General features: G+C 72.9%; 19 protein-coding genes. 8 read left to right on the top strand and 11 right to left on the bottom strand.

The genetic code is table 11. The annotated features are described in order from the left end of the window. Window positions 1-201: 201 nt before the first annotated feature. The gene (fusA, locus tag ACZ45T_RS29010) at window positions 202-2,274 is read right to left on the bottom strand and encodes an elongation factor G (protein WP_468446377.1); all 2,073 of its coding nucleotides are present in this window, start codon (window positions 2,272-2,274) and stop codon (window positions 202-204) included. A gap of 474 nt (window positions 2,275-2,748) precedes the next feature. On the opposite strand from fusA, the gene ACZ45T_RS29005 reads away from it, so the two are divergent. Together ACZ45T_RS29005 and ACZ45T_RS29000 are read left to right on the top strand one after the other, a co-directional pair. Then, window positions 2,749-3,636, top strand: a complete 888-nt coding sequence (locus tag ACZ45T_RS29005; protein ID WP_468446376.1) for a thermonuclease family protein — start codon at window positions 2,749-2,751, stop codon at window positions 3,634-3,636. A 133-nt stretch (window positions 3,637-3,769) separates the two neighbouring features. Further along, window positions 3,770-4,870 carry a hypothetical protein gene (locus ACZ45T_RS29000; RefSeq protein WP_468446374.1) on the top strand — a complete coding sequence of 367 codons (1,101 nt, stop codon included), beginning with the start codon at window positions 3,770-3,772 and terminating at the stop codon, window positions 4,868-4,870. A gap of 13 nt (window positions 4,871-4,883) precedes the next feature. Here the strand turns inward: ACZ45T_RS29000 and ACZ45T_RS28995 are convergent, their stop codons facing one another. Beyond that, on the bottom strand, window positions 4,884-6,254 hold the full coding sequence (locus tag ACZ45T_RS28995) for a sensor histidine kinase (RefSeq protein WP_468446387.1): 1,371 nt from the start codon (window positions 6,252-6,254) through the stop codon (window positions 4,884-4,886). Between the two features lie 76 nt (window positions 6,255-6,330). Then, entirely contained in the window at window positions 6,331-7,008 is a 678-nt protein-coding gene (locus ACZ45T_RS28990; RefSeq protein ID WP_468446372.1) for a response regulator transcription factor, read from the bottom strand. A gap of 135 nt (window positions 7,009-7,143) precedes the next feature. Between ACZ45T_RS28990 and ACZ45T_RS28985 the strand changes: the two genes are divergently transcribed. Beyond that, window positions 7,144-7,761 carry a hypothetical protein gene (locus ACZ45T_RS28985; protein ID WP_468446370.1) on the top strand — a complete coding sequence of 206 codons (618 nt, stop codon included), beginning with the start codon at window positions 7,144-7,146 and terminating at the stop codon, window positions 7,759-7,761. Between the two features lie 190 nt (window positions 7,762-7,951). Here ACZ45T_RS28985 and ACZ45T_RS28980 read toward each other — a convergent pair whose 3' ends face one another. Both ACZ45T_RS28980 and ACZ45T_RS28975 read right to left on the bottom strand, forming a co-directional pair. Continuing rightward, a complete protein-coding gene (locus ACZ45T_RS28980) occupies window positions 7,952-9,172 on the bottom strand; it encodes an FAD-dependent monooxygenase (protein ID WP_468446368.1) in 1,221 nt (406 codons plus the stop codon). A gap of 55 nt (window positions 9,173-9,227) precedes the next feature. Beyond that, the gene (locus ACZ45T_RS28975) at window positions 9,228-11,141 is read right to left on the bottom strand and encodes a glycoside hydrolase family 15 protein (protein WP_468446366.1); all 1,914 of its coding nucleotides are present in this window, start codon (window positions 11,139-11,141) and stop codon (window positions 9,228-9,230) included. 491 nt (window positions 11,142-11,632) lie between these two features. Here ACZ45T_RS28975 and ACZ45T_RS28970 point away from each other — a divergent pair, with 491 nt between their 5' ends. Both ACZ45T_RS28970 and ACZ45T_RS28965 read left to right on the top strand, forming a co-directional pair. Further along, complete coding sequence (locus ACZ45T_RS28970; protein ID WP_385157518.1) at window positions 11,633-12,211, top strand: RNA polymerase sigma factor; 579 nt, start codon at window positions 11,633-11,635, stop codon at window positions 12,209-12,211. Between the two features lie 878 nt (window positions 12,212-13,089). Then, window positions 13,090-13,917 carry an IclR family transcriptional regulator domain-containing protein gene (locus tag ACZ45T_RS28965; RefSeq protein ID WP_468446385.1) on the top strand — a complete coding sequence of 276 codons (828 nt, stop codon included), beginning with the start codon at window positions 13,090-13,092 and terminating at the stop codon, window positions 13,915-13,917. 72 nt (window positions 13,918-13,989) lie between these two features. Here the strand turns inward: ACZ45T_RS28965 and ACZ45T_RS28960 are convergent, their stop codons facing one another. From ACZ45T_RS28960 to ACZ45T_RS28950, 3 genes are read right to left on the bottom strand one after another with little or no spacing between them, the layout of a single operon-like run. Continuing rightward, on the bottom strand, window positions 13,990-16,596 hold the full coding sequence (locus ACZ45T_RS28960) for a M48 family metalloprotease (RefSeq protein ID WP_468446364.1): 2,607 nt from the start codon (window positions 16,594-16,596) through the stop codon (window positions 13,990-13,992). Window positions 16,597-16,634: 38 nt separating this feature from the next. Beyond that, entirely contained in the window at window positions 16,635-17,240 is a 606-nt protein-coding gene (locus ACZ45T_RS28955; protein ID WP_468446362.1) for a hypothetical protein, read from the bottom strand. A 58-nt stretch (window positions 17,241-17,298) separates the two neighbouring features. Continuing rightward, on the bottom strand, window positions 17,299-17,571 hold the full coding sequence (locus tag ACZ45T_RS28950; protein WP_468446360.1) for a hypothetical protein: 273 nt from the start codon (window positions 17,569-17,571) through the stop codon (window positions 17,299-17,301). A 498-nt stretch (window positions 17,572-18,069) separates the two neighbouring features. On the opposite strand from ACZ45T_RS28950, the gene ACZ45T_RS28945 reads away from it, so the two are divergent. Together ACZ45T_RS28945 and ACZ45T_RS28940 are read left to right on the top strand one after the other, a co-directional pair. Then, complete coding sequence (locus ACZ45T_RS28945; protein WP_468446358.1) at window positions 18,070-18,834, top strand: hypothetical protein; 765 nt, start codon at window positions 18,070-18,072, stop codon at window positions 18,832-18,834. A gap of 69 nt (window positions 18,835-18,903) precedes the next feature. Then, window positions 18,904-20,373, top strand: coding sequence for a CehA/McbA family metallohydrolase (locus ACZ45T_RS28940; protein ID WP_468446356.1), 1,470 nt, complete (start codon window positions 18,904-18,906; stop codon window positions 20,371-20,373). Between the two features lie 12 nt (window positions 20,374-20,385). Here the strand turns inward: ACZ45T_RS28940 and ACZ45T_RS28935 are convergent, their stop codons facing one another. Both ACZ45T_RS28935 and ACZ45T_RS28930 read right to left on the bottom strand, forming a co-directional pair. Continuing rightward, window positions 20,386-21,213 carry a dienelactone hydrolase family protein gene (locus ACZ45T_RS28935; RefSeq protein ID WP_468446354.1) on the bottom strand — a complete coding sequence of 276 codons (828 nt, stop codon included), beginning with the start codon at window positions 21,211-21,213 and terminating at the stop codon, window positions 20,386-20,388. A 412-nt stretch (window positions 21,214-21,625) separates the two neighbouring features. Beyond that, on the bottom strand, window positions 21,626-22,867 hold the full coding sequence (locus ACZ45T_RS28930) for a serine hydrolase domain-containing protein (RefSeq protein WP_468446352.1): 1,242 nt from the start codon (window positions 22,865-22,867) through the stop codon (window positions 21,626-21,628). Window positions 22,868-23,049: 182 nt separating this feature from the next. Between ACZ45T_RS28930 and ACZ45T_RS28925 the strand changes: the two genes are divergently transcribed. Further along, the gene (locus ACZ45T_RS28925) at window positions 23,050-24,405 is read left to right on the top strand and encodes an LCP family protein (protein ID WP_468446350.1); all 1,356 of its coding nucleotides are present in this window, start codon (window positions 23,050-23,052) and stop codon (window positions 24,403-24,405) included. Here the strand turns inward: ACZ45T_RS28925 and ACZ45T_RS28920 are convergent. After that, window positions 24,348-25,319 carry an AraC-like ligand-binding domain-containing protein gene (locus tag ACZ45T_RS28920; protein WP_468446348.1) on the bottom strand — a complete coding sequence of 324 codons (972 nt, stop codon included), beginning with the start codon at window positions 25,317-25,319 and terminating at the stop codon, window positions 24,348-24,350. The genes ACZ45T_RS28925 and ACZ45T_RS28920 overlap by 58 nt on opposite strands. Window positions 25,320-25,454 lie beyond the last annotated feature (135 nt).

The following is a 25,454-nucleotide window of genomic DNA, read 5'->3' as shown; positions in this document are numbered from 1 at the left end:
GGCTCGTACTGGACGTACCGGCGCGGTCCGACAACGCGGCGAGGTGCCGTGCCGGGGGTCGCGACCCGGTGAACCTTTCCGGTCACAGCACTAGCGCCCGCCCCGCCCCGCCCCCGCCCCCGGGATCGGGGCGGGGCGGGACGGGGCGGGCGTCAACGGCGCGGCGCGCCCCACGGTCACCGGGCGAGCAGCCCCGCACGGTCAACGGGCGAGCAGCACACCCGCGACCGAGGCCGGTACCGGCGCGAGACCGGCCGGCCGGGTGGTGAAGGTGCCCCGGCCCTGGGTCCGGCCGCGCAGCCGGGACGCGTAGCCGAAGAGCTCGGCCAGCGGCACGGCCGCGGTGATCACCGCGGTCGCGGCCTGGGCCGTGGACGCCGAGACCCGGCCGCGACGGGCCGCGAGATCACCCAGTACGCCGCCGACGCCGTCCTCCGGGACGCTCACCACGACCTCCACGACCGGCTCCAGCAGCTCCACCGTGCTCACGCGCAGCGCCTCGCGCAGCGCGAACCGGCCCGCCGCGCGGAACGCCATCTCCGAGGAGTCCTTGGAGTGGGTCGCCCCGTCGGTGAGCGTGACCCGCAGGCCCGTCACCGGGTAGCCGCCGAGGGGGCCCTCGGCGAGGGCGTCCCGGCAGCCGGCCTCCACGGCGCGCGCGTACTCCTGAGGAACGCGGCCCCCGACGACGGTCGACCGGAACTCGAAACTCCCTTCCTCAAGCGGTTCGACATCGATGACGATGTGCGCGAACTGGCCGGCTCCGCCGTCCTGTTTGACGTGCCGGTAGACGAGGCCGGTCACCCCGCGGACGACGGTCTCCCGGTAGGAGACCTGCGGCCGGCCGACGACCACCTCCACCCCGTGGCCGCTGCGGATCTTCTCCACCGCGACCTCCAGGTGCAGTTCGCCCAGCCCCGACAGCACGGTCTGCCCGGTTTCCGCGTCGGACCGCACCACCAGCGACGGGTCCTCCTCGGCGAGCCGCGCCAGTGCCGAGGAGAGCCGGCCCGTGTCGCCGCTGCGCAGGGCCTCGACCGCCACCGACACCACCGGTTCGGCCACCGAGGGCGGTTCGAGGACCAGCGGAGCCCCCGGCGCGCACAGGGTCGTACCGGCCCGCGCGGCCTTCAGCCCGATCACGGCGACGATGTCACCGGCCACCGCCTCCTCCCGTTCCTCGTGCCGGTCGGCCTGCACCCGCAGGATCCGGCCGACCCGCTCCGTACGCCCCGTGGCCGGGTCCAGTACGGACTCGCCCTTGCGCAAGGTGCCCGCGTAGACCCGCAGGTAGGTGAGCCGTCCCGTCGCCGTCGCCGTCACCTTGAAGGCGAGGGCCGCGAACGGCTCCGCCGGGTCGGGGGCGCGCTCCTGCTCCACGCCGCCCACCAGCCCGCGTACCGGAGGCATGTCCACGGGCGACGGCAGGTACGCCAGCACCGCGTCCAGCAGCGGCTCGATCCCGCGGTTGCGGTACGCCGAGCCGCACAGCACCACCACGCCGTCCCCGCGCAGCGTCAGCTCGCGCAGGGCGCGGGCCAGCGTCTGCTCGGACAGTGCCGAGGCGGCGCAGAACTCCTCCAGTGCGTCGGCGTGGAGCTCGGCCACCGTCTCCTCCAGGAGCCGACGGCGCCGGTCCGCCTCCTCCCGCAGCGACTCGGGGACCGGCCCCGTCTCGTACGTGTCGGCGCCGGCGTGCCAGCGCAGCGAACGCATCCGCAGCAGATCGACGACGCCGGTGAACGTGTCCTCCTGCCCGATGGGCAGCTGGACCACCAGCGGTACGGCGCCCAGCCGCTCCCGGATCGAGGCGACCGCGGTGTCGAGGTCGGCGCCCGCCCGGTCCAGCTTGTTGACGAACGCGATCCGCGGCACACCGTGCCGGTCGGCCTGGCGCCACACCGACTCGCTCTGCGGTTCGACCCCGGCGACGGCGTCGAACACCGCGACGGCGCCGTCCAGCACCCGCAGGGAACGCTCGACCTCGTCGGAGAAGTCGACGTGCCCCGGGGTGTCGATCAGGTTGACGCGGTGTCCGCCCCAGGTGCAGCTCACGGCCGCCGCGAAGATGGTGATGCCGCGGTCGCGTTCCTGGGCGTCGAAGTCCGTGACGGTCGTCCCGTTGTGCACCTCGCCCCGCTTGTGGATGGCGCCGGTCGCGAACAGGATGCGTTCGGTGATCGTGGTCTTGCCGGCGTCGACGTGGGCGAGGATGCCCAGATTGCGGACGGCGGTGGGGGAAGTGGTGTCGAGGAGTCGCCCGTTGGCGCGCATGGCCCGAGGCCTTTCGAGTGATGAGGAAGAGGGCGGCGCGATTCCCGGACGCGCCCGCAGCGCCGCCGCCCCGCCCGGAAGGGATCCGGGCGGACGGCGTACGGCGAGCGGGGAAGGACGGGACCCAACAGGCCCCGGAACCTAGAGGGAGGAAACCCCAAGGTGCGTCACGGGCATACGGTGACGGCCGCGCGGCCGGCACCGCGCGCTGCGAGACACCGGGATCACGTCGTACCGGGACGGGGGAGCGAAGACGGCGGTGCGGTGCGTACGCATGGCCGGGCTCCCCTTCTCTTCACTGGACATCAGGTGCGCGGTGCCCTGTCGGCAGCGCGTAGGGCGAGCCTAGCGAGCGGCCCGGCCCGGGGCACGGGATTTTCCGCGTACCCGACGCACCATCAGGCGGATACGGTTAGTGACGATTTGCTACGGTATGTGATGTCCGTGTTCGTGTCCGTCTCCCTGGGAGTCGCCATGTCCATGTTGCTGATCAGAGGGTCCTTCCGGGTGAACGGCGGCGCCAGACCGGACGGCGACACCATCCCGTTCATCCCGGACGACCCGGGTGACTGGAAGCTCGTGCCCGGGGGCGCACCGATCGTGCCCAAGGCGGACGGCCGCGCCAGCGTGCGCCTGGAGGGCGTCGACACGCTGGAGACCCACTACAGCAACGGCAGCTACGGACCGGAGCGTCACCAACCGCTGAAGTTCGCGCACAAGGCCGCCGACGAGCTGCTGACCTGGCTCGGCTTCACCCGCATCCAGCGCCACGCGGACGAGACCGTCACCACCACGCCCGACAGCGTGCCCGGCTTCATCCTCACCCGGGGCGCCGATGCCTACGGCCGGTGCGTGGCCTTCGTCGGTCGCGGGTTCCCGCCCGGATGCAGCGGCTACGAGATCCGCGTCGGCGACGACCTGCTGAGGAAGACCGTCAACCACCACCTGCTCGCGCTCGGACTGGCCTACCCGACCTTCTACGCGGGCCTGCCGTCCGACCTGCGCGGGGTGCTCAAGGCCGCCGCCCTGGAGGCGAGGGGAGCCGTGCCCCCCAAGGGGCTGTGGGCCGAGGACGTGACCGTCAAGGGGGCGAAGGTCACCGACATGTGCTCCATCACCGCCGATGCGGGTGCGGTGATCCTGCCCAAGCTGTTCCGGCGGCTGAAGGACTACCTGGACTTCGATCCCGACAACCTGTCACTGGACTGCTTCCCCGCCTTCCTGGCCGGCGCCGGGGACCAGTTCCGCATCCTGCCGGACGGCGACAACATCACCGGCCTGCACCACGTGGTCGAGATCACCGACGGTCAGACCCTGCGGATGACCCACCCCTGCGAGCAGATCCTCTTCGACGAGAAGTGAGCGGTGTGCCGGATGGCCGACAATCATCCGGAAGCAGCCCGCGCAGGGAGCGCGGGCCGGAGGGGGTACGGGCGTCGTGTGGACCGAACGGAGGCGTCAACGGCGCAGGGAAGGGGCCCTGGCGGCAGCCCACATGGTGAGCATCTTCAGGAACCCGCCCCGGAAGCAGTGGGACACGCTCGCGGTCGCGGCCACCGCCCGGGACGACGAACTCCGCTGGGCGGCCCGCGATGTGGTCGCCGAAGCGGGTCACGCCGTCGCCGCGCACGCCGACCGCTTCGCCGCGTTCGTCGCCCGGCCGCCGGCCGGGACGGGCGCGCACCACATGCAGGACATCCTGCTGGCCCTCGCCGGACTCGGCGACCGGCGCGCCGCACCCCACCTGGGACCCGTGTTCCGGCGCGGACCGTTCTCGCTCGGCTCGTCGGCCCGGCACGCGCCGACCGTCGCCGCGCTTCCCGCCGCCGACCTGCTGCCCGCCATCCGAACGGGGCTGCGCACCCAGCCGGACCGCTACGGCCATGAGGCCGCCATGGCCGTGCTCGCCCTCTGGGGCGCCGACGCCGCTCCCGCGACGCCCGAACTCATCGCCCACCTGCACACCCTCCATGCCCGTCAGGCCGCACGGACGCTCGGCGGGATCGGACCGGCCGCCATGGCCGCGGCCGACCCGCTCGCGGACCTCGCCCTCGGCCGCAGCCGCCCGCTGGACCCCGGAGCCGGCCACGACCTGCCCCGGTGGCACGGCTGCCAGACGGCCGCCTGGGCGCACTGGCGCATCACCGGGGACGACTCGCTGGCCCTCGCCGTATCCGGCGCCGCCGCCCGGGGCGAAGCCGGCCGACTCGTCCTCGGCCACCTGGCCGACCTCGGACCGGCCGCGGCCGTACACGCCGACGCGGTACGCGAACTGCTCGGTTCCCCCGGGGCGTGGACCCGCGCGGCTGCGGCCCACGCCTGGTGGCGGATCACCGGAGAGGCCGCCGAAGCCGTTCCCGCGCTGCTGAGCGCCCTCGAACCGGCCCGGGCCGGCCACCCGGCCTTCCCGACGCTGGACGTCGTACGCCATCTCGGGGCCATCGGTGCTCCGGCCGCGGAGGCCGCGCCCCTCCTGGAAGGGATGCTGGCGGCCGAGCGGCGGACGGTGGGAGCGACCGCGTCGAGCATCCACATCCTGGAGGACGAGGAGCTGCGCCGCGCCCTTGCCGAAGCGCTGGAGCGCCTCCGGAGCTGACCGGCCGGCCCCCTCAGAGCCGATCCGTCAGCGGCAGCCGGAGCACCAGCCGGGCGCCGCCCCGTGCGGAGTCCTCGGCGGTCAGCGTTCCGCCGTGGTGGGCGCTCAAGTCGCGGGCGATGGCCAGGCCCAGACCGGCTCCGCCGTGGTCGCGGCTGCGCGAGTCGTCGAGGCGGGTGAAGCGTTCGAAGATCCGCTCCCGGTCCGCCGCGGGGATACCGGGGCCGTCGTCGACGACCTCCAGCACGGCCGTGCGCGGCCGCGGCCCCTTGGTGGTGCGCAGGGTGACGTCCACGCGCCGAGCGGCGTAGCGCTGCGCGTTGTCCACGAGGTTGGTGACGACCCGGCCGAGCCACAGGGGGCTGGCCGTGACCTCGACACCGGGTTCGAGCCGCACGTGTACGGGGACTTGGTCCCCGAGCCGGCAGTCCACCGCCTCGCGGACCAGGGCGGTCAGGTCCAGCGGGGCGGCCGCCACGGGCTGGGCCGCGTCGATGCGGGCGAGCAGCAGCAGATCGGCCGTGAGGTGCTGGAGCCGTTCGATGTCCTCCAGGGCCCCGCCGATCAGCTCGGGCCACAGTTCCGGGTCGCGGACGGCCAGGGCCACCTCCAGCTGCGTGCGCAGGACGGTGATGGGGCTGCGCAGTTCGTGCGAGGCGTCGGCGATGAACTGCCGCTGGCGGATTCCGGACGCCTCCAGCCGGTCCAGGGTGGCGTTCATGGTCTCGGCCAGCCGGGCCACCTCGTCGTGCGTGGCAGGCACCGGCACCCGGCGGTGCAGGTCGCGGTCGGAAATCTCGGCGACCTCGGCGCGGATCTCCTCCACCGGCCGCAGCGCGTGGCCGGTGACCCGCCAGGTCACCAGGGCGACGGTGGCCAGCAGCAGGGGCATGCCGATGACGAGGGCCGCGGTGGTGGTGTCGTCGGCGGCGTCCACGTCCCGCAGCGAGGCTCCGGCGTAGACGGTGGCCATGCCGTCCGGGGTGTCGGTGATGACCTGGACGACCCGCTGGCGGTGCCCCTCGCCGAGCGGACGGACCTTCCAGGTGTGGAAACGAGTGCCCGGCGCCCCGGGGGCGGGCGGCGGGAAGGCGGGCACGCCGATCAGATTGGGGCTGGCGAACAGGACCCGGCCGTCCGCGCTCACCACCTGCACGAATTCGACACCGCGGCCGGGCGGGCGTACGCGCCCCAGCTTCCCGGCGGCGGCGAGCTGAGCCACCGTCTCGGCCTGCCGCCGGGCGTCGTTCTCCGCGTTGCGGAGCAGATTGGCTTCGAGCAGCCCGAGCAGGGCGAAGGAGGCCAGCGCCAGGGCCGCGGCCACCACCACGCTGGCGCCGACGGTGGCCCGCGCCCGTACGGTGGTCGGCCACATCCGCCGCAGCGCCGGCCACCGGCGCAAGACCGCGCCCGAGGCCGCGCCCAGGGCGGCGCCCGTGCGGCGGGGCAGGCCCGGCCGCTCAGCCACCGTCGACCGCCAGCCGGTATCCGGCTCCCCGTACGGTCTCCAGCGCGGCGCGGCCGAACGGAGCGTCTATCTTGCGGCGTACGGCGCTGACGTGGACCTCGACGACATTGGGATCGCCGTCGAAGGCGCTGTCCCACACCTGTTCCAGGATGTCCCGTTTGGGCACCACCTCGCCCGAGCGCCGGGCCAGGTACTCCAGCACCGCGAACTCCCGCGCGGTCAGCCGGATCTCCGTACCGCCCCGCGAGCAGGAGTGCCGGGCGGGGTCGAGCAGCAGGTCCCCGAACTGCATCACCTGGGGGCGCCGGCGGCCCGTACGCCGCCCGAGCGCGCGCAGCCGGGCGACCAGGACGAGATAGGAGAACGGCTTGGACAGGAAGTCGTCGGCGCCGGTGTCCAGGGCCTCGGCCTCGTCGTACTCGCCGTCCTTCGCCGTGAGCATCAGGATCCCCGACTCGTTGCCGGCCGCGCGCAGCTTCGCGCAGACCCGGTAGCCGTTCAGCCCGGGCAGCATGATGTCGAGCACGATCAGGTCGTAGTCGTGCTCCGTCGCCAGCCACAGGCCCTGGGGCCCGTCGTGGGCCACGTCCACCGAGAACCCCTCCGACTGCAGCCCTCGCTGCAGGGCCACCGCCAGCCGACGTTCGTCCTCCACCACCAGTACGCGCATGCCGAACAGGATCTCAGGGCCGCCCGGCGGTCGGCTGAAGAGGTCTTCAGGTGGCTTCAGCGGGGCTTCAGCATCCGCTCAGCATCCTCTGGAACGAGCCGGGCGCAGCGCCCGGTTGTCCTGAGGAGTGCTGGTATGTCTGAATCCATCCCGCCGTACCCGTCCGAGCAGCCCGAGAACGCCCCGGGGCCCGGAAACCGCAAGCGGGCGGCTCTGGGCCGCCTGGTGCCCCGCAGCAGGACCGCCCGATGGGTGGCGGCGGGCGCGGTCGTGGTGGTCGTGGGCGGGGGAGTGGCCGTCGCCGTGGCCGACCACCACCACGACCACCACCGGGCGGACCGCGGGCCGCACGTCCTCTGGGCGGAGCCCGGCCACGGTGGCGCGGCCAAGCGCGCGCCGCAGGGCATGCAGCCGCAGCACGAGCGCAAGCAGGGCGACCTCGACGAGCGGGCGGTCCCCAAGCTCCGCGAGGGGCTCGGCCGCCCCGACGGCGGCGCCGGCCGCGAGGACCTCCCCAAGGGAGGACAGGCGCCCGCGCCGCTGCCCTCCCTGGCCATCGGCGAGGCGGCCGACAAGGCCGCCGCGGCGGTGACGGGCGGAAAGGTGGAGAGCCTGCGCGCGGTCGCCCAGGACGGCGGCGGCAGCGCCTGGCTGGCCGTGGTCCTCGGCCCGGACGGCGTCCGGCACGCGGTCACCGTGTCCGCCGACGGCACGGTCACCAGCAACACCCCGGTGGGCCGGTCCCAGCACTAGTGCTGTGACCGGAAAGGTTCACCGGGTCGCGGCCCCCGGCACGGCACCTCGCCGCGTTGTCGGACCGCGCTGGTACGTCCAGTACGAGCCGCAGTCCTCCGCCTTGCGATGTGTCCCCTAGGCCCTGCGGGCCTGGGGAGGCCCCATGGCACCGGACGCCGCGACCCGGCAAACCTTTCCGGTCACAGCACTAGGGAGTCATGGCCTGGCCCCCGATGTTGGGGGTCCCGGCGAGTTGGCCCTGCCACCAGGCGGCCATCCCGCGGCCGTCCATGGCCGCCCAGGACGGGGTCTGTTCGACCTGGGCCCGGCCCAGCCGGCGGGCCAGCGCGACCAGCTCCCGTCCGGCGGCCCCGCGGGAGTCCTGGTAGCCGCGCAGCAGCTCCTCGACGGAGTCGCAGCGGCGCCAGCCGTCGGCGAGGGCGGTGGCGTCCTGGAGGGCCTTGGCCGCGCCGCTCGTGGTGTGCGGGCGTACGACACTGGCCGCGTCCCCCGCGAGCAGCAGTCGGCCCGTGGCGATGCGCGTGGCCTCCAGGTCGTAGATGGGCTGGACGAAGGTCTCCGCCGGGTCCGTCAGCGCGAGCGCCCGCCCCCAGTACGGCGGGAACTCCCGGTCGAGCAACGAGGCCAGGTGCCGAGCCAGTTCAGGGGTCAGGCCGCCCGGTGGAAAGCTCGTGGGGTCGTCGAAGCGCAGGTGTCCCTCCCGCGGCGGAGGAGCGTAGAGCACCCAGTTCACGCGAGGCCCGTCCGGCCCCGGGATGCGGTAGATGACGCACGAACCGCCCGGGAAGCACACCGTGGTCACCGCCGCGGGCACCGGGTCCACACCGCCGTCGAGCCCCGCCGGCAGCGCCGCGTCGAAGTTCCCGCGCCAGCACACGTACCCCGCGTAGTGCGGCCGGGAGTCCGGGCAGACCGCCGCGCGCACCACCGACCGGTACCCGTCGGCGCCGACGACCAGGTCGAACCGCAGGGCCGCGCCACCCGCGAGGCGTAGCACGGCGCCCGCCGCCCCGGTCTCCTCGATGCCCGTCACGGCCTCCCCCTGCCGGTAGACCACCGAGTCCGGCACCGACTCCCGCAGACCGCGCCAGAGCAGGCCCCAGTGGTAGGAGCGGAAGGGGAACGGCTGCTCCCAGATCACCCGCCCACCCGCCCCGTCGGCGTCGTCCCGGACCACCCAGCGGCGCTGCTCCAGCCGGTGCGCCGCGATGCCCTCGGGCAGCGCCCCGCTCGCGCGGAGCTCCCCGGCCCGCTCGTCGTGGATGCACAGCCCGACGCCCCGGTCCTGGAGCCGTCCGCGCGTGCGCTCCAGGACCACGACCTCACCGGCGCCCGCTCGCGCCGCCGCCGTGGCGATGGCGCAGCCCGCGATGCTCCCGCCGACCACCGCAACCGTTCCGCCCCGCATGACCGCCTCCTGCCGAATCACCTTGCACGTGACCGATGTTCTGGCGCGTGCCAGGTTACTGAGTCCGCGCCGGCGGGGTGGGGAGCGCGGAGCCCTGCAGGGCCAGCGCGGTGAGCACGACCAGCGCGTCGGTCCAGCCCAAGGGGGCGACCGAGGACGGCAACCCGGCCCCGTTCACGGTTTCGGGAAGCTCGCCCAGCCCGTTCCGCTTGGACAGCACCCAGTCGAGCACCCTCCCCGCCTTCGCCTGCTCGCCCGTACCGGACCAGGCGAGGGCGAAGAAGGAGGTGCTGGCCGTCCAGGTGTACGAACCCCAGCTGAAGGAGGGGTCGTTGCCGGGCGAGACTCCGCCGTTGGGCAGCAGCAGCGCCCGGTAGGTGGAGTCCAGCGCCTCCCCGAGACCGGGCGGGGCGGCGTTGAACGGCGGCGCCATGAACGCCACCGCGCTGTCCCGGCCGTGCTCGCCGTCGACGGTCCGCTGGTATCCGAGCGGGGCGAAGGCGGTGGCGATCCCGGCGGACAGCCGCCGGGCCGCGTCGCCCCAGCGCGTCGCGTCCTCGTCCATGCCCAGCCGGGCGGCCAGGTCGGCCGAGGAATTGAGCCCGGCCAGCAGGGGAGCGGCGGTCCCGATGTTGGCGCTGGTCGTGTCCAGCTCCCAGTAGTCCGGGGAGGCCGGAGGCAGCCCGTCCGGGCCCAGCGAGCGCGCGGCGTAGTCGGCCGCCTTGCGCACCATCGGGTAGAGCCGGCGCAGCCGTTCGTCCCGTCCGCCGGGCGGCGCCGCCCGGTACCACTGCCAAGTGGCCCAGGGTACCCAGCCATTGCCGTCCAACTGCCACTTCCGCGCGTCCGGCGGCCCGCTGCCGTCCAGCTCGGTACGGGCCTCCCAGGTCCCGTCGGGCCGCTGGGTGAGCGCGTCGTAGCCCAGGATCCGGTACGCCTCCTCGTCGTGCCCGGTGGCGGCGAACGCGGCCGCGGCGAACGCGCCGTCCCGGGGCCAGGAGTACTCCCAGGCCGGCGACCACCCCGCGGCGAAAGCGCCGTTGGGCTTGAGCAGCGCCCGCATCGCCAGCAGGGCGCGCTGCGCCGCGGCCCGCTGCACCGGGGTGGCCCCCGGCACCTCGCCCGCGGCCAGCCACGCGCGGCTCTCCTCGACCTGCGCCGAGGCGCCCGGGTCGTCCGCCGCGACCACGGCCGACGCCGAGGCCCCGTCGGGCAGGTACCGCCACCGGCCGGAGGGCAGGCGCAGCACGTTGCTGCCCTCGACGTAGGAGGCGCCCACGGCGAAGGAGGGCAGGACGGCCTCGGTGCCCACCCGGTTGGTCAGCAGGCCCGACGTACGGGCCGCGAGCGCGGAGGCGGGCACGTAGCACGGCTCGGTCTCCCCGCAGCGCTCGCTGCCCGTGGGATTGACGTGGAAGGCCAGCCGGGAGTCGTAGGCATGCCAACCGCCCCAGTACGCCACGTCGTAGTTCCAGCTGGTCAGCGAGCCGGGTACGGACCGCACCGTGCCGTACCAGGCGATCGGCTTGCTCTCCGTGGTGGTCGCCTGGACGAACAGGTAGTACGTCGTGCCCGCGGTGACGGCGGCGCTGACCGGGAATTCGACCCAGCCGGCACCGGCGCCGCCCAGCGCGGCGAGGTTGAGGGTCTTCGAGGCGATCACCGACCCCGCGTCCGCCCGGACCCGGCGGACCTGGACGGTCACGGTGCCCGTGGCCGCGCCGCTGCCCAGCCAGACACTCACCCGGGAGAGCCGGGTGTCGTTCACCGTGAACGCCTGGGCCGCCGCGTTGTCGGTGGACTTCACGCTGAACAGCGCGGTCTCGTGGCGGACCTGGCCGTCGTAGGGCACGGCGGCCGCGGCGTCCGGGACCGCGGCGTCCGGGACCGGGGCGTCCGGGCCCGCGGCGGGCACACCGGTCAGCGCCAAGGAGAGCAGGGCGGGCAGCAGGGTCCTCGCAAACGCCATTCGGATACAGGCCCTTCCTACTCGACGGGCGCGCGGGCGGGAAATGCCGGGGCGCCGAAAGCTGGACCCAACATGCAGGCATCCGGCCCCGGGGGAGGGGGAGTCGGGACGCGTACCACCGGATGGGGCCGTATCGACATCCGATCGTGTGACAGAAACAGCGGCACCGAGGGTGTGCCGGGGGCGTGCGCGGGCGGACTGGGGCGCGCGGGAAAGCGGATGCGCTTCCTTCTGAAGATTCTTACGGACCGGCTTGCACGATCGGGCTCGTTTTCCGATGGGGTGGTGAGTGGGAGCGCTTGGTGCTCCTTGGCTGCTGGTCCGGGGGCAGGCATGCCGCTTACGCATAGTCCACTTGGAAGGTTTCGCGCCGACGTGAATGTTGCCGAAATGGTCGCCCTCGCGCTGTTAGTCACCACCGCGGTCCGTTTTCTCGTAATCAAGGTCCCCGCCGCCCCCATGGGCGGCGAAGAACAGCCGTGGGGGAGCGTATGAGCGAAGGAGAATTCGACCCATCGGGGGACCAGGCGGTCTCCAGCGAGCTGGCCGGCGTGCTGCCGGTGGAGTTCACCGCTTTCCACTCCCAGCAGCATCGCGCCTATCTGCGCTACGCCCACCTGCAACTCGGGAACCCCAAGGACGCCGAAGAGGTCGTCGACGACGTCTTCACCTTCCTGCTGAAGGTGTGGCGCCAGGCGCTCAAGGAGGCGAGCCTCCACGGCTTCGCGTGGGCGGTGCTGCGCGAGCACGTCGAGCGGCGGCTGGCGGTCCTGGGCCGCCAGGTGGCCATGGTGGAGACCGCCTGGTTCGCCGCGCTGCGCCGTTCCTCGCGCGAGCGGCTGGAGCTGCTGGAGTCGAAGCTCGGCCTGTACGCGGCGATCGCCGGCCTCTCGGAGCGGCAGTACGACGTGGTGCTGCTGGCCTTCCTCCTGGGGAACGACTCCGACACGGTCGCCCGGATGATGGGGATCTCCCCCGCGACGGTCCGTTCGCACATCCGCGGCGCCCGCCGAACGCTGTCCCGCAAGCTCGGGGTGGACTGGATCCCCGGAGAGGAGAAGGACCAGTGAGCGACATGCCCTGTGACCGCGACATGCCGCTGTGCGAATTGGACGCGGCCCTGGAGGACGCGACGGTGCTCGCGGAGGAGTACGCCGGATACGACGAGGGCGCGGCCCGGCGCCGCATCGCCCGCCGGATCGTCGCCGACCGCGCCCGCACGGCGACCGGAACCACCGGCGGCGCGCCCTTGCCGGCCCGCGGCCACGCCGGGGCCGGGTCGGCCGCCACCGACGACCTCGTCCTCGACGCCGCCTGCCACGTACGGGCCGCCCGCGGCCTGGACGACCTCACCTGGTCCCTCGTGGAGAGCCGGGCCTTCGCCGAAATCGCCCTGGACGCCGAGTCCTGGCCCCACGGCGCGGATTCGGCCCTGCTGTTCGGCTGCCTGCTGCACCTGGCGGACCGGATCGAGGGCGCGCAGTTCTGGTTCCAGTACGCCGCCGGGGCGGGCTCGCAGACCGCGGCCCGCTGCCTCTACCTCCACCACCTGTCCCGCGCCGAGGTCGCGACCGCCCGCTACTGGAAGCGCCAGGCCCGGACCCTGCCCGCCGACGAACACCTGCCGACCCTGCCGCAGATCCCGGAGCGCCTCGAAGAGGCCCTCGGGGCCTCGGTCATCTGGACGACCCCGCCCATCACCACCCAGGACCTGACCGCCCTCACCGGCGGCCCGGGCCGGGGCGGGCGGCCCCCCGTCCGACTCCCCGCGCGCCTGCGCCAGGCCCTCATGGCACGCCCCCGGAAGGAACACCCCGACCTGGGGGAGGTCGTCACCCCCGGCCCGCAGCTCGCGGTCGCCGTCGCACAGAACGCACGGCTCAACCCGCGGCACCTGACGGACGAGGCGAGCGCGTGGGCGCTCGAAGCACTCAAACAGCCACACCTGATCCACGCCGCCCGTAAGGCCCCCGAGGGACGCCCGGCACCCGCCGCGCTGGAATCCGTCCACCAGGCCCTGCGCGTACTGGAAGTCATCAACCGCTACTCGGGCGGCGTGAACCTGACACAGATCGCCCGCGAAACGAAGCTGCCGCAGCTGGTCCTCGCCAGGGCCATGGAGCAGCTGATCCGCGCGAACCTGGCCACCCCGATCGGAGCGGACGCCTACGTAGCCGGCAACGCCCTGCTGCTGACCGAAGCGGCCGGCGGAGACGGACGCGGGCATCTGCGCGAGACCCTCGCCTGGGTGAGGGACGCGGTCGGCGCCGCCGTCTACGTCGCCCGCTACACCGACGGCGAGGTCTCCATCACCCAGTACGCCGACGGCCCGGCCACCCCGGTGGTCGAGGAGTGGGTGGACTTCCGCGCCGCGGCCCACGCCTCCGCGGTGGGCAAAGCCCTGCTGACCCAACTCGACTACGACGACCGCAAGGACCACTTGTCCCGCCACCAGCTGACCCGCTTCACGCCCCACACCCTCGCCAGCCAGCAGGCCCTCTTCCATCAGCTCGACACCCGCCCGCCCAACGCCCCCCTCCTCGACCTGCAGGAGTACGCGCTCGGCACGGTGTGCGCGGCAGTGCCGATCACCGCGGGACCGAACGCGGAATGCGTGGCCCTGTCCATCCCGGTCCCCGACCCCGGCCGGTTGAAGCAGGCCGCCCGGATCCTGCAGAGCGAGGCGGCCGCGGTCTTACTGGCTCTGATCGTCGCCGGCAGTACCCATCCCACGGCACGCGAGCCGGAGAGCGGCATCCTGTCCACCACCGTCTAGACCGGGCCCGCCGCACACGGGGTGCGGCGGGCCCGTTCCGGACAGGCCCGGCAAACCTTTCCGGTTACAGCACTAGAAGGAGCGCAGCGGCGCTCCTTCGCGCACGCACTGTTCACGGATCCGCCCGCCGGCATCCGTGAACGCCGGCAGATCACCCTCCGAGACGGCTCGCTCCAGATCCTTCAACGCCGTCGCCAGTACGAGGTTCCCGCCGTCGGTGGCGAGCCGTACGGCCTCGAACACCCCGGCGTTGCGGTTCGCGCTGCTCATCGAGTCCCCGGCGCCCATCACCTCGTCGAACTTCGCACAGGCAGGGGCAGCGCCGGAAGGAGGCTCGGCCCTGCCCGTGGCCGTCGTCGTACCGACCGCCAGCCCTGCGGTCACCACGGCGACGGCCAGCACGGTCGCCAGTCCCAGGACCACCCGCTCCACCCGGGAGACCGGCACGGACACCGGCGGCGGCCCGGCGGTACGACGTCGCGCCCACCACGCCCCGGCCACCGCCGCCGCCCCGGCCCCCACGACGGCGCTCGCCGCGCCCGCCACCACCACCCGTAGCAAGGTGTCGCGTACGAAGGAGACCTGCAGGCCCGCCGCACAGGGTCCGGGCACCAGCGCGAACACGTCCCAGCAGCCGCCCACCACGGTCGCGCCGAAGACGGCCGCCGTCGTCAGGCAGCCGGTGACGAAGGCCGCCATGAGCGCGAAGAGGACCGCGACCCGCCCGTGGGCCCGGTACAGACCCGCCGTGACGACCAGCGCCACGAGGCCCTGGACCGCCACGGCGGCGGCGATGTGCCAGTGGCCGAACGCCAGTGCGTAGCCGTCCTGGCGCCGCAGCTCCTCGGCCAGGCTCACGTGCACCAGCGCCCGGATCCCGAGGACGACGGCGGCGAAACCGGCGGAACCGACGAGTGACGTGACGACGACCCACCGGACCCAGCGGGACGACGGCCCGGCCGCCCGACGGCGCCACAGCGAGGCGAGCGGAAGGACCCAGAGCATGACGGCGGCCAGCGCGGCGGGAGTCCACCGGTAGAAGAGGTGAGCCAGGGGGTGTTCCAGCGCCGCCCACGGCCAGAACGGCTCCAGCGGAGCGACCGCCGCGATGGCCTGGTGGTCGGCACGCGCCCCGTCATTGATGACGCCGAGCCCGTTGGCGAACTCGTACAGCAGCAGCCACCAGCCCAGCAGAACGGCCAACGGGACCACCGCCGCCGCCAAGGCCACGAGCCAGGCCCGGCCCGCAGGGCGGCCGCCGGGGGCGAGCCAGAGCGTCGCACCCTGCACGATCCACCAGAAGAGCAGCACGACCAGAAGACAGAGCACCACCGACCACACCGCCGCCGCGCCGACCGGAACGGGCACCCCGTCCGCCTGCAGGATACCGTTCTGCGCCGACACGAGCCGGCCGACCACGAATCCGGCGGCCAGCCCGACGGCAGGCAGGACCGTCCGAGGGCGGCCCCCTCCGGCGTGCGCCGCGCCGCTCCTCGCCCACAGGGTCGCGCGCCACAGTTCGGTGCCGACGACGGCGACGACGGCCGGGGCGAGCACCAGGGCCACCATCCAGCGCGAGTCGAGAGGGGCCTGGTGGTCGAAGCCGAGCCAGAGCAGCGCATGCAGCCCGGTGGCCGTGATCGTCGTTGCCAGCCCGACCGCGAAACAGGCGCCGAAGCCGAGGCGGAACTGCGCGACCGGCTCTTCGAGTTCGGCGGCGCGCCGTTTCGCCCCGGGGTGCAGGCGCAGCGGTCCCCACGACCGTACGGGCCCGCGCGGGGCCGCTGAGGGGGCGTTCAGCAACCTCAGCAGCCCGGCCCGCGCGTCGCCGCCGAAGGACGCGGCGCGGGCGTCGGCAGCGAACTCGCGCACTCGCAGGACCGACGTGGCCGTGAAGTGGACCAGGGCGACGAGCACGGCCGCCCGCCACGCCACTCCGAGGACTTCTCGCGCGTCCATCCCGGCCAGGGCCACTCCCAGCGGGACCAGACCGAGGGGGACGAACGCCACGGCCAGTGCGATCGTCAGGTAGGTGATGTCGACGTCCTTGTTGCGCAGGTGCCCGAGCTCGTGCAGCACGATCGTCCGCAGTAGTTCCGGGTCCTGCCGGCCCTTCTTGAGCAGTCCCTCGTTCAACCGCACGCGGTAGTCACCGGCCCGCCCGAAGGTGATCGCCGACACGTCAGGGCGGCCCATGGCCACGAGGAAGCGCGGTGACCTGCGCAACCCGGCCTCCGCCACCAGCGATTCGAGGAGAGCCTGCAACGCCGCGTCCTCCGGGTCCTCCTCCGGTTCGAGGGGCGCCAGCCCTTCCCGCCACATCCGCAGCGACGGGAGGGCCAGGTAGAGGAGCAGGGCGACGAGGGCCAGCAGGGCCAGGCCCGCCAGGATCCAAGGGGCCGTTTCCCGTTCGAGGGCTGCCGTGCAGGAGAGCACACCCCGGGCGTAGGCGTCGGGATCCGTGACCGGGGCCACCTGTGGCGGCGCCGCGATGCACCTCTGGTGGTCGGCGAGGGCATCGTCGGCGCCGGGGGCCACCGCGTAGTAGAGCAGGTCGTAGATGAAGGCAGAGGTCCCGATCAGCGCGGTGATGAGCAGGACGAAACGGAACTTCACTCCGTACGGGAGAGCGAAGGGATCGAGGGACGCGGACGGGACGTGCGGATGGTTCGAGGACAAGGTCTCGACCCCTCTCGGTGGCGCACGCCCCGTACCGGTCAGGGCGTCAGTGTGTCGACCAGTGCGTTCGCCAGCTGCAGGGCGAGCACCTCGTCCAGGCCCAGCTCCAGCCCCGTGCGCTGAGCGACTGCGTGGACGTGGCCGAGCTGCTCGGTGGACAGCGGGATTTCGGGGGCGGGCGCGGGGGAGGTGGTGGGCGCGGGCGTCGGCACCGGCGCGGGTGCATCGGTTGCGGCGGCCGGCACCTCCGCCGCTGTCCCCGCCGGTGTCTCGTCGGCGGCCGGCTCGGGCCGCCCCAGCACCCGCCGGAGCAGCCGCCTGACCCCCTCCTGGCTACGGTCGGCGGCGGTGGTGGCCAGGGACTGGGCGAGGGAGGTCAGCACCCCCTGAACGACGGCGAGGACGAAGGGGGCCACGGCCACGACCACCTCACCCGCACCCCAGCCCATCGGCTCGTCCTTCGGCTTGGCGCGGAGGCTCTTGCGCGCGGCCTTGAGCTCCTTCTCGGGATCCCGGAAGTAGGCCTTGCTCTGGCGCCGGAACACCGAGAGCTCCCCGGGAACCGCCCGTTCCACCACGGCCCGAGCGATGTCGTGGACCAGGTCCTCGTCCACGAAGCCGGACCCTGCGACGTCCTTGCCCATGAGTGCGTCCCTCCCGAGTGTGGAGCCCCGGTCCCTTCCGGTTCCGCTCCTGGCCGACTCAGCCTCCGCTGATCTGGCGTACGTAACTGACCCCGTCCAGCATCAGGCTCTCGAACGTGTATCCGTAGCCCGCGTCGAATTTCTCGATCGACCAGTGAGCGTAGGAAATCGAACCGCCCTCGACATGAAGGGTCATGGACGATCCGTTGACGACGGCCGGGCCCCTGCGGACCTGGCGGTTGTTGTAGTACAGCTCGACATTGCCGGCGGCGGTGAAGACGATCGTGTCGAGGCGTGCGGATCCGACCCCGTCCCCATCCCATTCGCCCACCAATTCCCGCGGGACTCTGCCCCGGGGGAGAGTGGGCGATGGGGGAATTGGTTTCGGAGTGAAGGAGAATGTGGGGGAGGGGGCAGGGGTGGTGGGGGCTGCCGTGGTCGGATCGGGCCTGCTGGGTGAGGGTGTGGGCGACTCGGTCGGCTCGTCGGTCGGGGTCGGTGACGTGGACGTCTCCGGCGGGTCGAACGGTGGATCCGGATTGTCGCAACCCGCGAGGAGCGCCGCGGCCAGGACCGCCACCGCGACTTTTCGTGCACCCGGAAAGCTCATGGCTCAACCCCCCGATTCCATGGTGTAACCCTCTGTAAGGGTAGCCCTGATGGAACTCTCCGAGGAAAGATTTTCCAATAAGCGGTCAAATCCGTTCACGGATGACCGTCTTAGGGGCAGATGAATCGGTGAATTCTTCACCTCGATCCATCAGAGCCGCGCACGGGGTGCCCGGACGGTCCGGATGCGGGTCCCGGCCCGCCGTGGGATAACGGCACCATGGCAGCGTCCCCCACGGCCCTGGCCGCAGAAATCAAGATCAGCTTCGCCGGTGCGGAGGCCGAGGCGGCCTTCGACGCCCTGGCGCTCGACCGCGATGAGGCGCGCCGCCGCGCGATCCACTTCTGGGACCGGCCGCGGAAGTCGGCCGGCGACGGGGTCTCGCTGCCCCTTCTGGACCTGGGAGTCATCCTGCGCCTGCGCCGGGATCACGACGAGGACGGGTCCAAACGCAAGGCGGACATGACCGTCAAGCTGCGGCCCGCTCCCGCGCTGCCGTCCGAGTGGCAGAAGGACCGCGAGGGCGAGGACTGGGAGTTCACCGTCGAGCAGGATCGGACCGGCCCGGCGTTCGCTCCCGTGGTGTCGGCCTCGCTGGAGGCCGAGCGGAAGTTCGGATCGGCGGTCGACGCGGAGGGCGGCACGCTCGACCACATGCTCATCGAGGAGCAGCTGGAACTGCTGGACGCCGTAGGGGTGACCGAGGACCACCTGGAGGATCTGACGGCGCTCGGCCCCGTGCGCGCCGCCAAGTGGAAGCAGGACTGGGACGGGATCCCCGGCACCGTGGCGATCGAGGAATGGGCCACCGCCCAAGAGCTGCGCTTCCTGGAAGTCTCGGTGCGCGCCGACCTCGCCGATGCGGCCGAGGTCCAGCAGCTCCTCGTACGGGCCCTGCGGGAGCGGGAGATCACCCCGCCGCAGTTCGGTGAGGCCAAGACCCTGGCCGTGATGACCGCCCTCGCCCGCGAATTGCGGCTCTGACCACCGCGGCTCGACGCGAAGAGCAGGACGTTCACGCCGGATTCACCTTGCCCGCCGATGCTCGGCGCCATGGCCCTCAGTAGACGAGCACTGCTGGTTCAGGCAACCGCGGCGGCCACCGTCGCCACCCCCTCCGTCACGACCGCGGCGGCCGCACCGGAGCCGACCACCACCAGGACGCTGCGCGGCACGATCCCGCCCGGCGCCCCGGACTTCGTGTACGTCCCGCTGGACGTTCCGCCGGGCATGCGCGAGTTGCGCGTCTCCTACCGCTACGACAAGCCGCCCACCCCGGCCGGCACCCCGGGCAACGCCCTCGACATAGGCCTGTTCGACCAGCGCGGCACGGCGCTCGGCGGCCGTGGCTTCCGCGGCTGGTCCGGCGGCGCCCGCAGCGAGTTCTTCCTCCGCGCCGACGACGCCACCCCCGGCTATCTGCCCGGCCCGCTGGAGCCCGGCCGGTGGCACATCGCGCTCGGCCCCTACACCGTGGCCCCGCAGGGCCTGCCGTACGAGATCACCGCCATCCTGACGTACGGCGAACCGGGCCGCCCCGGCCCCGCGGCCCACCCGCCCGAGCGGGTCCCGGGCCGTGGCCGTGCCTGGTACCGCGGGGACTGCCACATCCACTCGGTGCACTCCGACGGCCGCAGCACCCCGGCCGAGATCACCGGCCTCGCCCGGGCCGCCGGCCTGGACTTCATCAACACCTCCGAACACAACACCATCAGCTCCCACACCGCCTGGGCGGACGCCGCCGACAGCCTGCTCGTCCTCACCGGGGAGGAGGTCACCACCCGCACCGGCCACGTCCTGGCCGTCGGCACCGACCCGGGTACGTTCATCGACTGGCGCTACCGGGCCCGCGACGGCCGCTTCGGGCGCTTCGCCCGTGCCGTCCGGCAGGCCGGCGGCCTCGTGGTCCCCGCCCACCCGCACGCCACCTGCATCGGCTGCGCCTGGAAGTTCGGCTTCGGCGAGGCCGATGCAGTGGAGGTGTGGAACGGCGCATGGACCCCCGACGACGAGGTGTCCCTGGCCTCCTGGGACGCCACCCTGCGCGGCGCCCACGGCGACAGCTGGCTCCCGGCCCTGGCGCACAGCGACTACCACCGTGACCCGGACCGGATCGGCGGCCCGCAGACCGTCGTCCTGGCGGACGATCTGTCGCGCACGGCGATCCTGGCGGGCCTGCGCGCCGGCCGCGCCTACGCCGCGGAGTCCTCCGCCGTCTCCCTCGACTTCACCGCCGTCACCCCGCGCGGGGCCCACGCGGGCATCGGGGAGCGGCTGCGGGGCGCCGATCCAGCCACCGAGGTCCTCGTCCGGCTGTCGGTGACCGGCGCGGAGGGCTGCGACCTGCGCCTGGTCACGGACCAGGGCCTGGCCTTCACGGCGCCGGCGGCGACGTCCCTGGAGTGGCGCACAACGCCCGCCCGGGCGGCGTACGTCCGCGCGGAGGTCCGCCACCCGGCCCGCACGCCACCCCTGCCCGGCCCCCCGGCCGCCTTCACCAACCCGATCTGGCTGGGCCCCTGACCGGGCGAAGGCTCAGAGCTTCTCTTCGAGGAGCCGCGTGCGGAACAGGTCGAGCACCTGATCCAGCGCCGCCCGGGTGGGCTCGCCCGGGGCGTCGATCAGGTGCTCGGTCACCACGGAGTGCGGAGGGAGCAGGCCGTCGGGGCTGGCCGTGCTGTCGTCCAGCTCGACGGCGACGAAGGCGTCGCCGAGCTCGCGCCGCAGGAAGTCGAACCGGTCCCCGGGTACGAACCAGTCGCCCTTGAACCGCAGCCCCGTGACCTGCAAGCCCTCCCGCTCGCAGCGCCCCCGTACGACGGCGAGTTCCTCGGGGCTGATGTCGATCGTCCGCTTACGGCCCGCCGAGACGGCCACCGGCAGCGACGGCTGGGACAGCACCGGGGCGATCAGCCGGGGGTCGGTGGCCATGGCCAGGGCGAAGCCCCCGGTCACGCACATGCCGATGGCCCCGACGCCCGGGCCGCCGCGCCGCTCGTGTTCGTGGGCCGCCAGCGCCCGCAGCCAGGACACGACCCGGGAACTGCGGCCCGTGGCCAGCAGGGTGAAATCCCGGCTCACGCACACCTTGAGGGCCGTGGAAGCCCAGTACCGTGCGGTGCCCAGCCGGCCGTGCGCATCGGGATGGGGGTCGAGGCCGGGCTCGCCGAACAGCACCGGGAGCACGGCCGTGCAGCCGATCGCCGCGACCCTGTTGGCGAACTCCAGCACCTTCGGGGTGATGCCCGGTATCTCGGCCATCACGATCACGGCGGGGCCGGTGCCGCGCCGCAGGACCCGGCGTGTGGTCCCCTCGTGTGTGAACGTGCTCTGCTCGTAGCCGGTCAGGTCGTGGTCCGCCATGACTCTTCTCAACCCCTTCGCGCACCGGACGGCCGCCGAGAGACCCTCGTCGGCCGAGGTGAGTCTGGCATGCGGCGAGCCGGTTCGTGGCCGAGGGGCCGGTGATTGCCGCGCGCGAGGCCGAGGGCGGCACCCCTGCGTCAGGGGAGCGAACTCCCGTACGGCAAGGGCCTGTTCCGAATCCGGCCGCTACGCGCCGCTGCGAACCGGGCAGAGAATACGGGATCCGGCAGGCCCCGCCGGACTAGCCGATGACGCGGGTGCCGACCTGGAACCACTCGTGCCATTCCCCGTGCCACCAGGCGCTGTAGACACCACCGTTCGACCTCCGCCTGGGCCTCCTCCAGGCCGTCCCGCACCGCGCACGCTGGAGCCGGACCCGTTCCGGGTCCGGCTCCAGCGCCCTGTTCCGTCAGCCCTTCTTGGGTGTGGTCGGTTTGTGGCCGGGATACACGTGGCCGGGGGTCACGATGCCGGTGACCGCCTCGCCGAAGAGCGTGCTGGGTTCCTGACCGTCGTGCAGGACGTCGGTGTTGAGGAGGACGACCATGGTCGCCTGTTCCTGCGGTAGGTACACGGTGAGGGTTTCGTATCCGGGCAGCGAGCCGTTGTGACCGATCCAGCCCTGCACGTTGAAGATGCCCAGTCCGTAGCCGGCACCCGGAATGTCCATCGGGGTCGTCTTCAGGCGCTCGGCCTGGGTCGCGGGCGTCAGCAGCGTGCCGGTGGCGAGGGTGCGGGCCCAACTGCGCAGGTCCTGAAGGTCGGAGATCATCGCTCCGGCAGACCAGGCCCACGAGGGGTTCCAATGGGTCGCGTCCTCGATCTTTCCCGAGGCGGTCTCGTCGGAGTAGCCGTGCGCGTAAGGCGCGGGTATGTCGGCATTGGTGGGGAAAACCGTGCGGCGCAGCTCGGCCGGCTCCAGGACGTCGCGCTTGATGACCTCGTGGATCGGCCGGCCGGTGACCTTCTCCACCACCAGGCCGAGCAGGACCAGATTGGTGTTGCTGTACTCGAACTCCGCGCCCGGTTCGAACTGCACGGGGTGCTTGAAGGAGAAGTCCAGCAACTGCCGCGGAGTGTAGGGCCGGACGGGGTTGGTTTCGAGCGCCTTGTTGAAGGCGTCGTCCTCGCTGTAGTTGAAGAGCCCGCTGCGCATGCCCGCGAGCTGGCGCAGGGTGATGCGGTCCCCGTTCGGAACGCCGGTGACGTACGTGCCGATGTGGTCGTCCAAGGCGACCTTTCCCTGGTCGACCAGCCGGAGGAGGGCGGTGACCGTGAACGTCTTGGTCTCGCTGCCGATGCGTACGTGGAGATCGGCCGCCATGGGTGCCCCGGTCGCCTTGTCCGCCACGCCGAAGGACTTGACGTAGCTGCCCTTGCCGGGGGCCCACAGCCCCACGGTCACGCCGGGCACCTGTGCCTTGCGCATGACCTGCTGCACCGCGGCGTCCAGCTTCGCGGCGACGGCCGGAGTGAGCTGCGGGAAGTCCGTGTCACTGTCCGGGGACGGGGACGGGGACGGAGCCGCGGGGGTGGACCGTGCCACAGCGGTGGCCCCGTACGTGGAGCCCGCCGCAACCGGGGCGACGAGTACGCCTGCTGCGGCAGCGGCCACGCAGGCCCGGCGCAGCCGAATGCGGGTCGGCTTCACGTGATGGCCTCCTGTCGTCGACGACCAAGGCAACGTCACCAGCCTAGGCCTGGGTCTTTCCGGTCGCGCGGTGAGCCATCTGGCGGCGTATGGCGTGCGTTGCGGCGTGTAGCCCGCTGCTCCGGTCCGGAGCCAGTACGGTCGGCATTCATTCGAATTGACCCGAATATGGGGGTTCTGCGTTGCGTCGTCTCACCGTTGCCGTCACACTGCTGGCCACCCTCGCCTCCGGCACCTGGCTGGCGAACGCGCACACCGCAGGGGAGGGTGGCGGGCCGGGCGGCGGGCGGGGCACGAACATCCTGGTCGTCGGCATCGACAGCCGCGCCGGCCTGTCCGCCGCCGAGAAGCGGCGGCTCCACGTCGGCGGCAAGGGCTGCAACTGCACCGACGTGATGATGCTGCTGCACCTGTCCGAGGACGGGCGGCGGGCGAGCGTCGTCTCCGTCCCGCGCGACTCGTACGTGGAATACGCGGACGGCACCGGCAAGCGCGGCAAGATCAACGGGGCGTACGCCATCGGCGGCGGCCCGATGACGGTGAGCACCGTCGAGAAGGCCACGGGCCTGCACATCGACCACTACCTGGAGACCGGCTTCACCGGCTTCGAACAAGCCGTCGACAACCTCGGGGGTGCGACGGTCTGCACGGACAAACCCCTCCAGGACGAGAACTCCGGCCTCGACATCACCGCCGGAGTCCACCACACGGACGGCAACACCACACTGCGCTACGCCAGGGCCCGGCACATCAGCAACCGGCCCGGAGACCTCGGCCGGGTCCGCCGCCAGCAGCGCTTGGTGGTGGACCTATTGGCCCGCCTCACGGCGGAGGGCTCCCTCTCCGGCCCGGTGAACACCGCCCGGACCGCCCGCGCGCTGCTGAAGTCCGTACGCACCGACGCCGGGACCGACGTGTTCGACCTGGTCCGCATCGGCCGCACGCTCGGCCGACTGCGCCCGCACCAGGCGGAGTTCGTCACCGTACCGATCCGGATCTTCGACCACCGGGTGCCCGGCGTCGGTTCCACCCTGCTGTGGCACGAAGCCCGCTCCGCCGCGCTGTGGGACGCCCTGGCCGCCGACCGGCCCGTCACGGGTGACACCCGCATCCAGCCCGTCGGGGAACAGGCCACTCCCTCCAGCCCGGTGGGGATCGCGGTCCGCGTGGACGACGCGACCGTCGCCGCGGCGCTGCGCCGCAACGCGTTCGCGGTCACCGACACCTCGGCGTCCGCGCCGGCCGTCCGGCCCGCCGGCCCGCCGGTCATCCGGTACGCCCCGGGCCGGGAGGACGATGCGACCACGCTGGCCGCGGCTCTTCCCGGCGCACGCCTGCGGCCCGTACCGAACCACGGCGCGACCCTCGACGTCACCGTCGGCACCCAGCCGGTTCCGGTCAAGACGGTCACCTATGACCGCAACATCGCCGAAGGCGCCCCCGTGACCTCCGACCGGCTCCGCTGCGCCGGCGCGGCGGATCAGACGTCGGATCCGAAGAGCGCCGTGCGCCGGAAGTCGCTGGGCGGCATGCCGTAGGCGAATCGGAAGGCGCGGCTGAAGTCCGCGAGGTGCCGGAACCCCCATCGGGCGGCCGTCTCACCGATCGTGCGATGGCGGAGCCGGGGGTCGGCGAGGTCGGCTCGGCTGCGTTCGAGGCGGCGTCGGCGGATCGTGGCGCCTACGGTCTCCGACTGCTGCTGGAACAGCAGGTGCAGGAGGCGTACGGAGATGTGGTGGTGCGCCGCGACGACACCCGGGCTGAGGTCGGGGTCGGGCAGGTTGTGGTTGATGAAGGCGTGGATCCTGGCCATGAGCACCTGCTGGCGGGTCTCGGCCGGGAGGGCCGGGGCACTGTCGAGCCGGGCGGCCAGAAAGGCCGCCGCCAGGTCGCGTCCGACGGCCCCGAGGTCTGCGAGCTCCTGGGTGTCGCAGTGGGCGGCGTTCGCCCGCAGGCCGGCCAGGTAGGCGGTGAGGAGTGCACCTGAGCCCGTGTGGGTGGGGAGCCGCGTGGCCAGGAGGGTGTCCGCCTTGTCCGGCGGCAGCGGAAGGGCGGCCTTGGGCAGCCGCAGGAGCGTGACGCGTGAGAGGCGTCCATCGTCCAGGAAGTCGCAGGACATTGGGTGGGAGGTGTCGAAGAGGGCCATCTCCCCGGCCTGGAGCAGGGTGTTGTTGCGGTGCTGCTCCAGCCCGATGGGGCTGCCGTGGACCAGGAAGAGGAAGTAGGCCTCCGGATCCGAACGCCGGATGTGCGTACGCGTTCGTATCGCGGACATCGGCGAGAAGGAGAACGCGGAGACCTCGGTGTGGGTCATCTGGAGCGACCGGGCCGTTCCCCTGAAATCCTCCGCGTGGTCGCTGGACAGCGAAACCGGCATGACCGCTTCACCGACCATCTGTACCCACCAGGCGAAGCCGTCCCGCGAGCTGACGCGGTTGGTGGACACGGCCATCGGCAACGCCGGCTCCTGTCCGGCAGCCGCCCCCGTGCGCGCCATTGAACCCCCTCAAGTCCATGCGAACACATGTTCATGCTGGGTGCCCGGGGGTCGGGTCATAAGAACAATGTCGGTCAAGTCCGGTGGTGC

The sequence above is a fragment of the Streptomyces sp. NPDC030995 genome, from assembly GCF_055571215.1.
The sequence above is the reverse complement of the archived record's forward strand: the minus strand, read 5'-3'. Positions and strand labels throughout refer to the sequence as shown.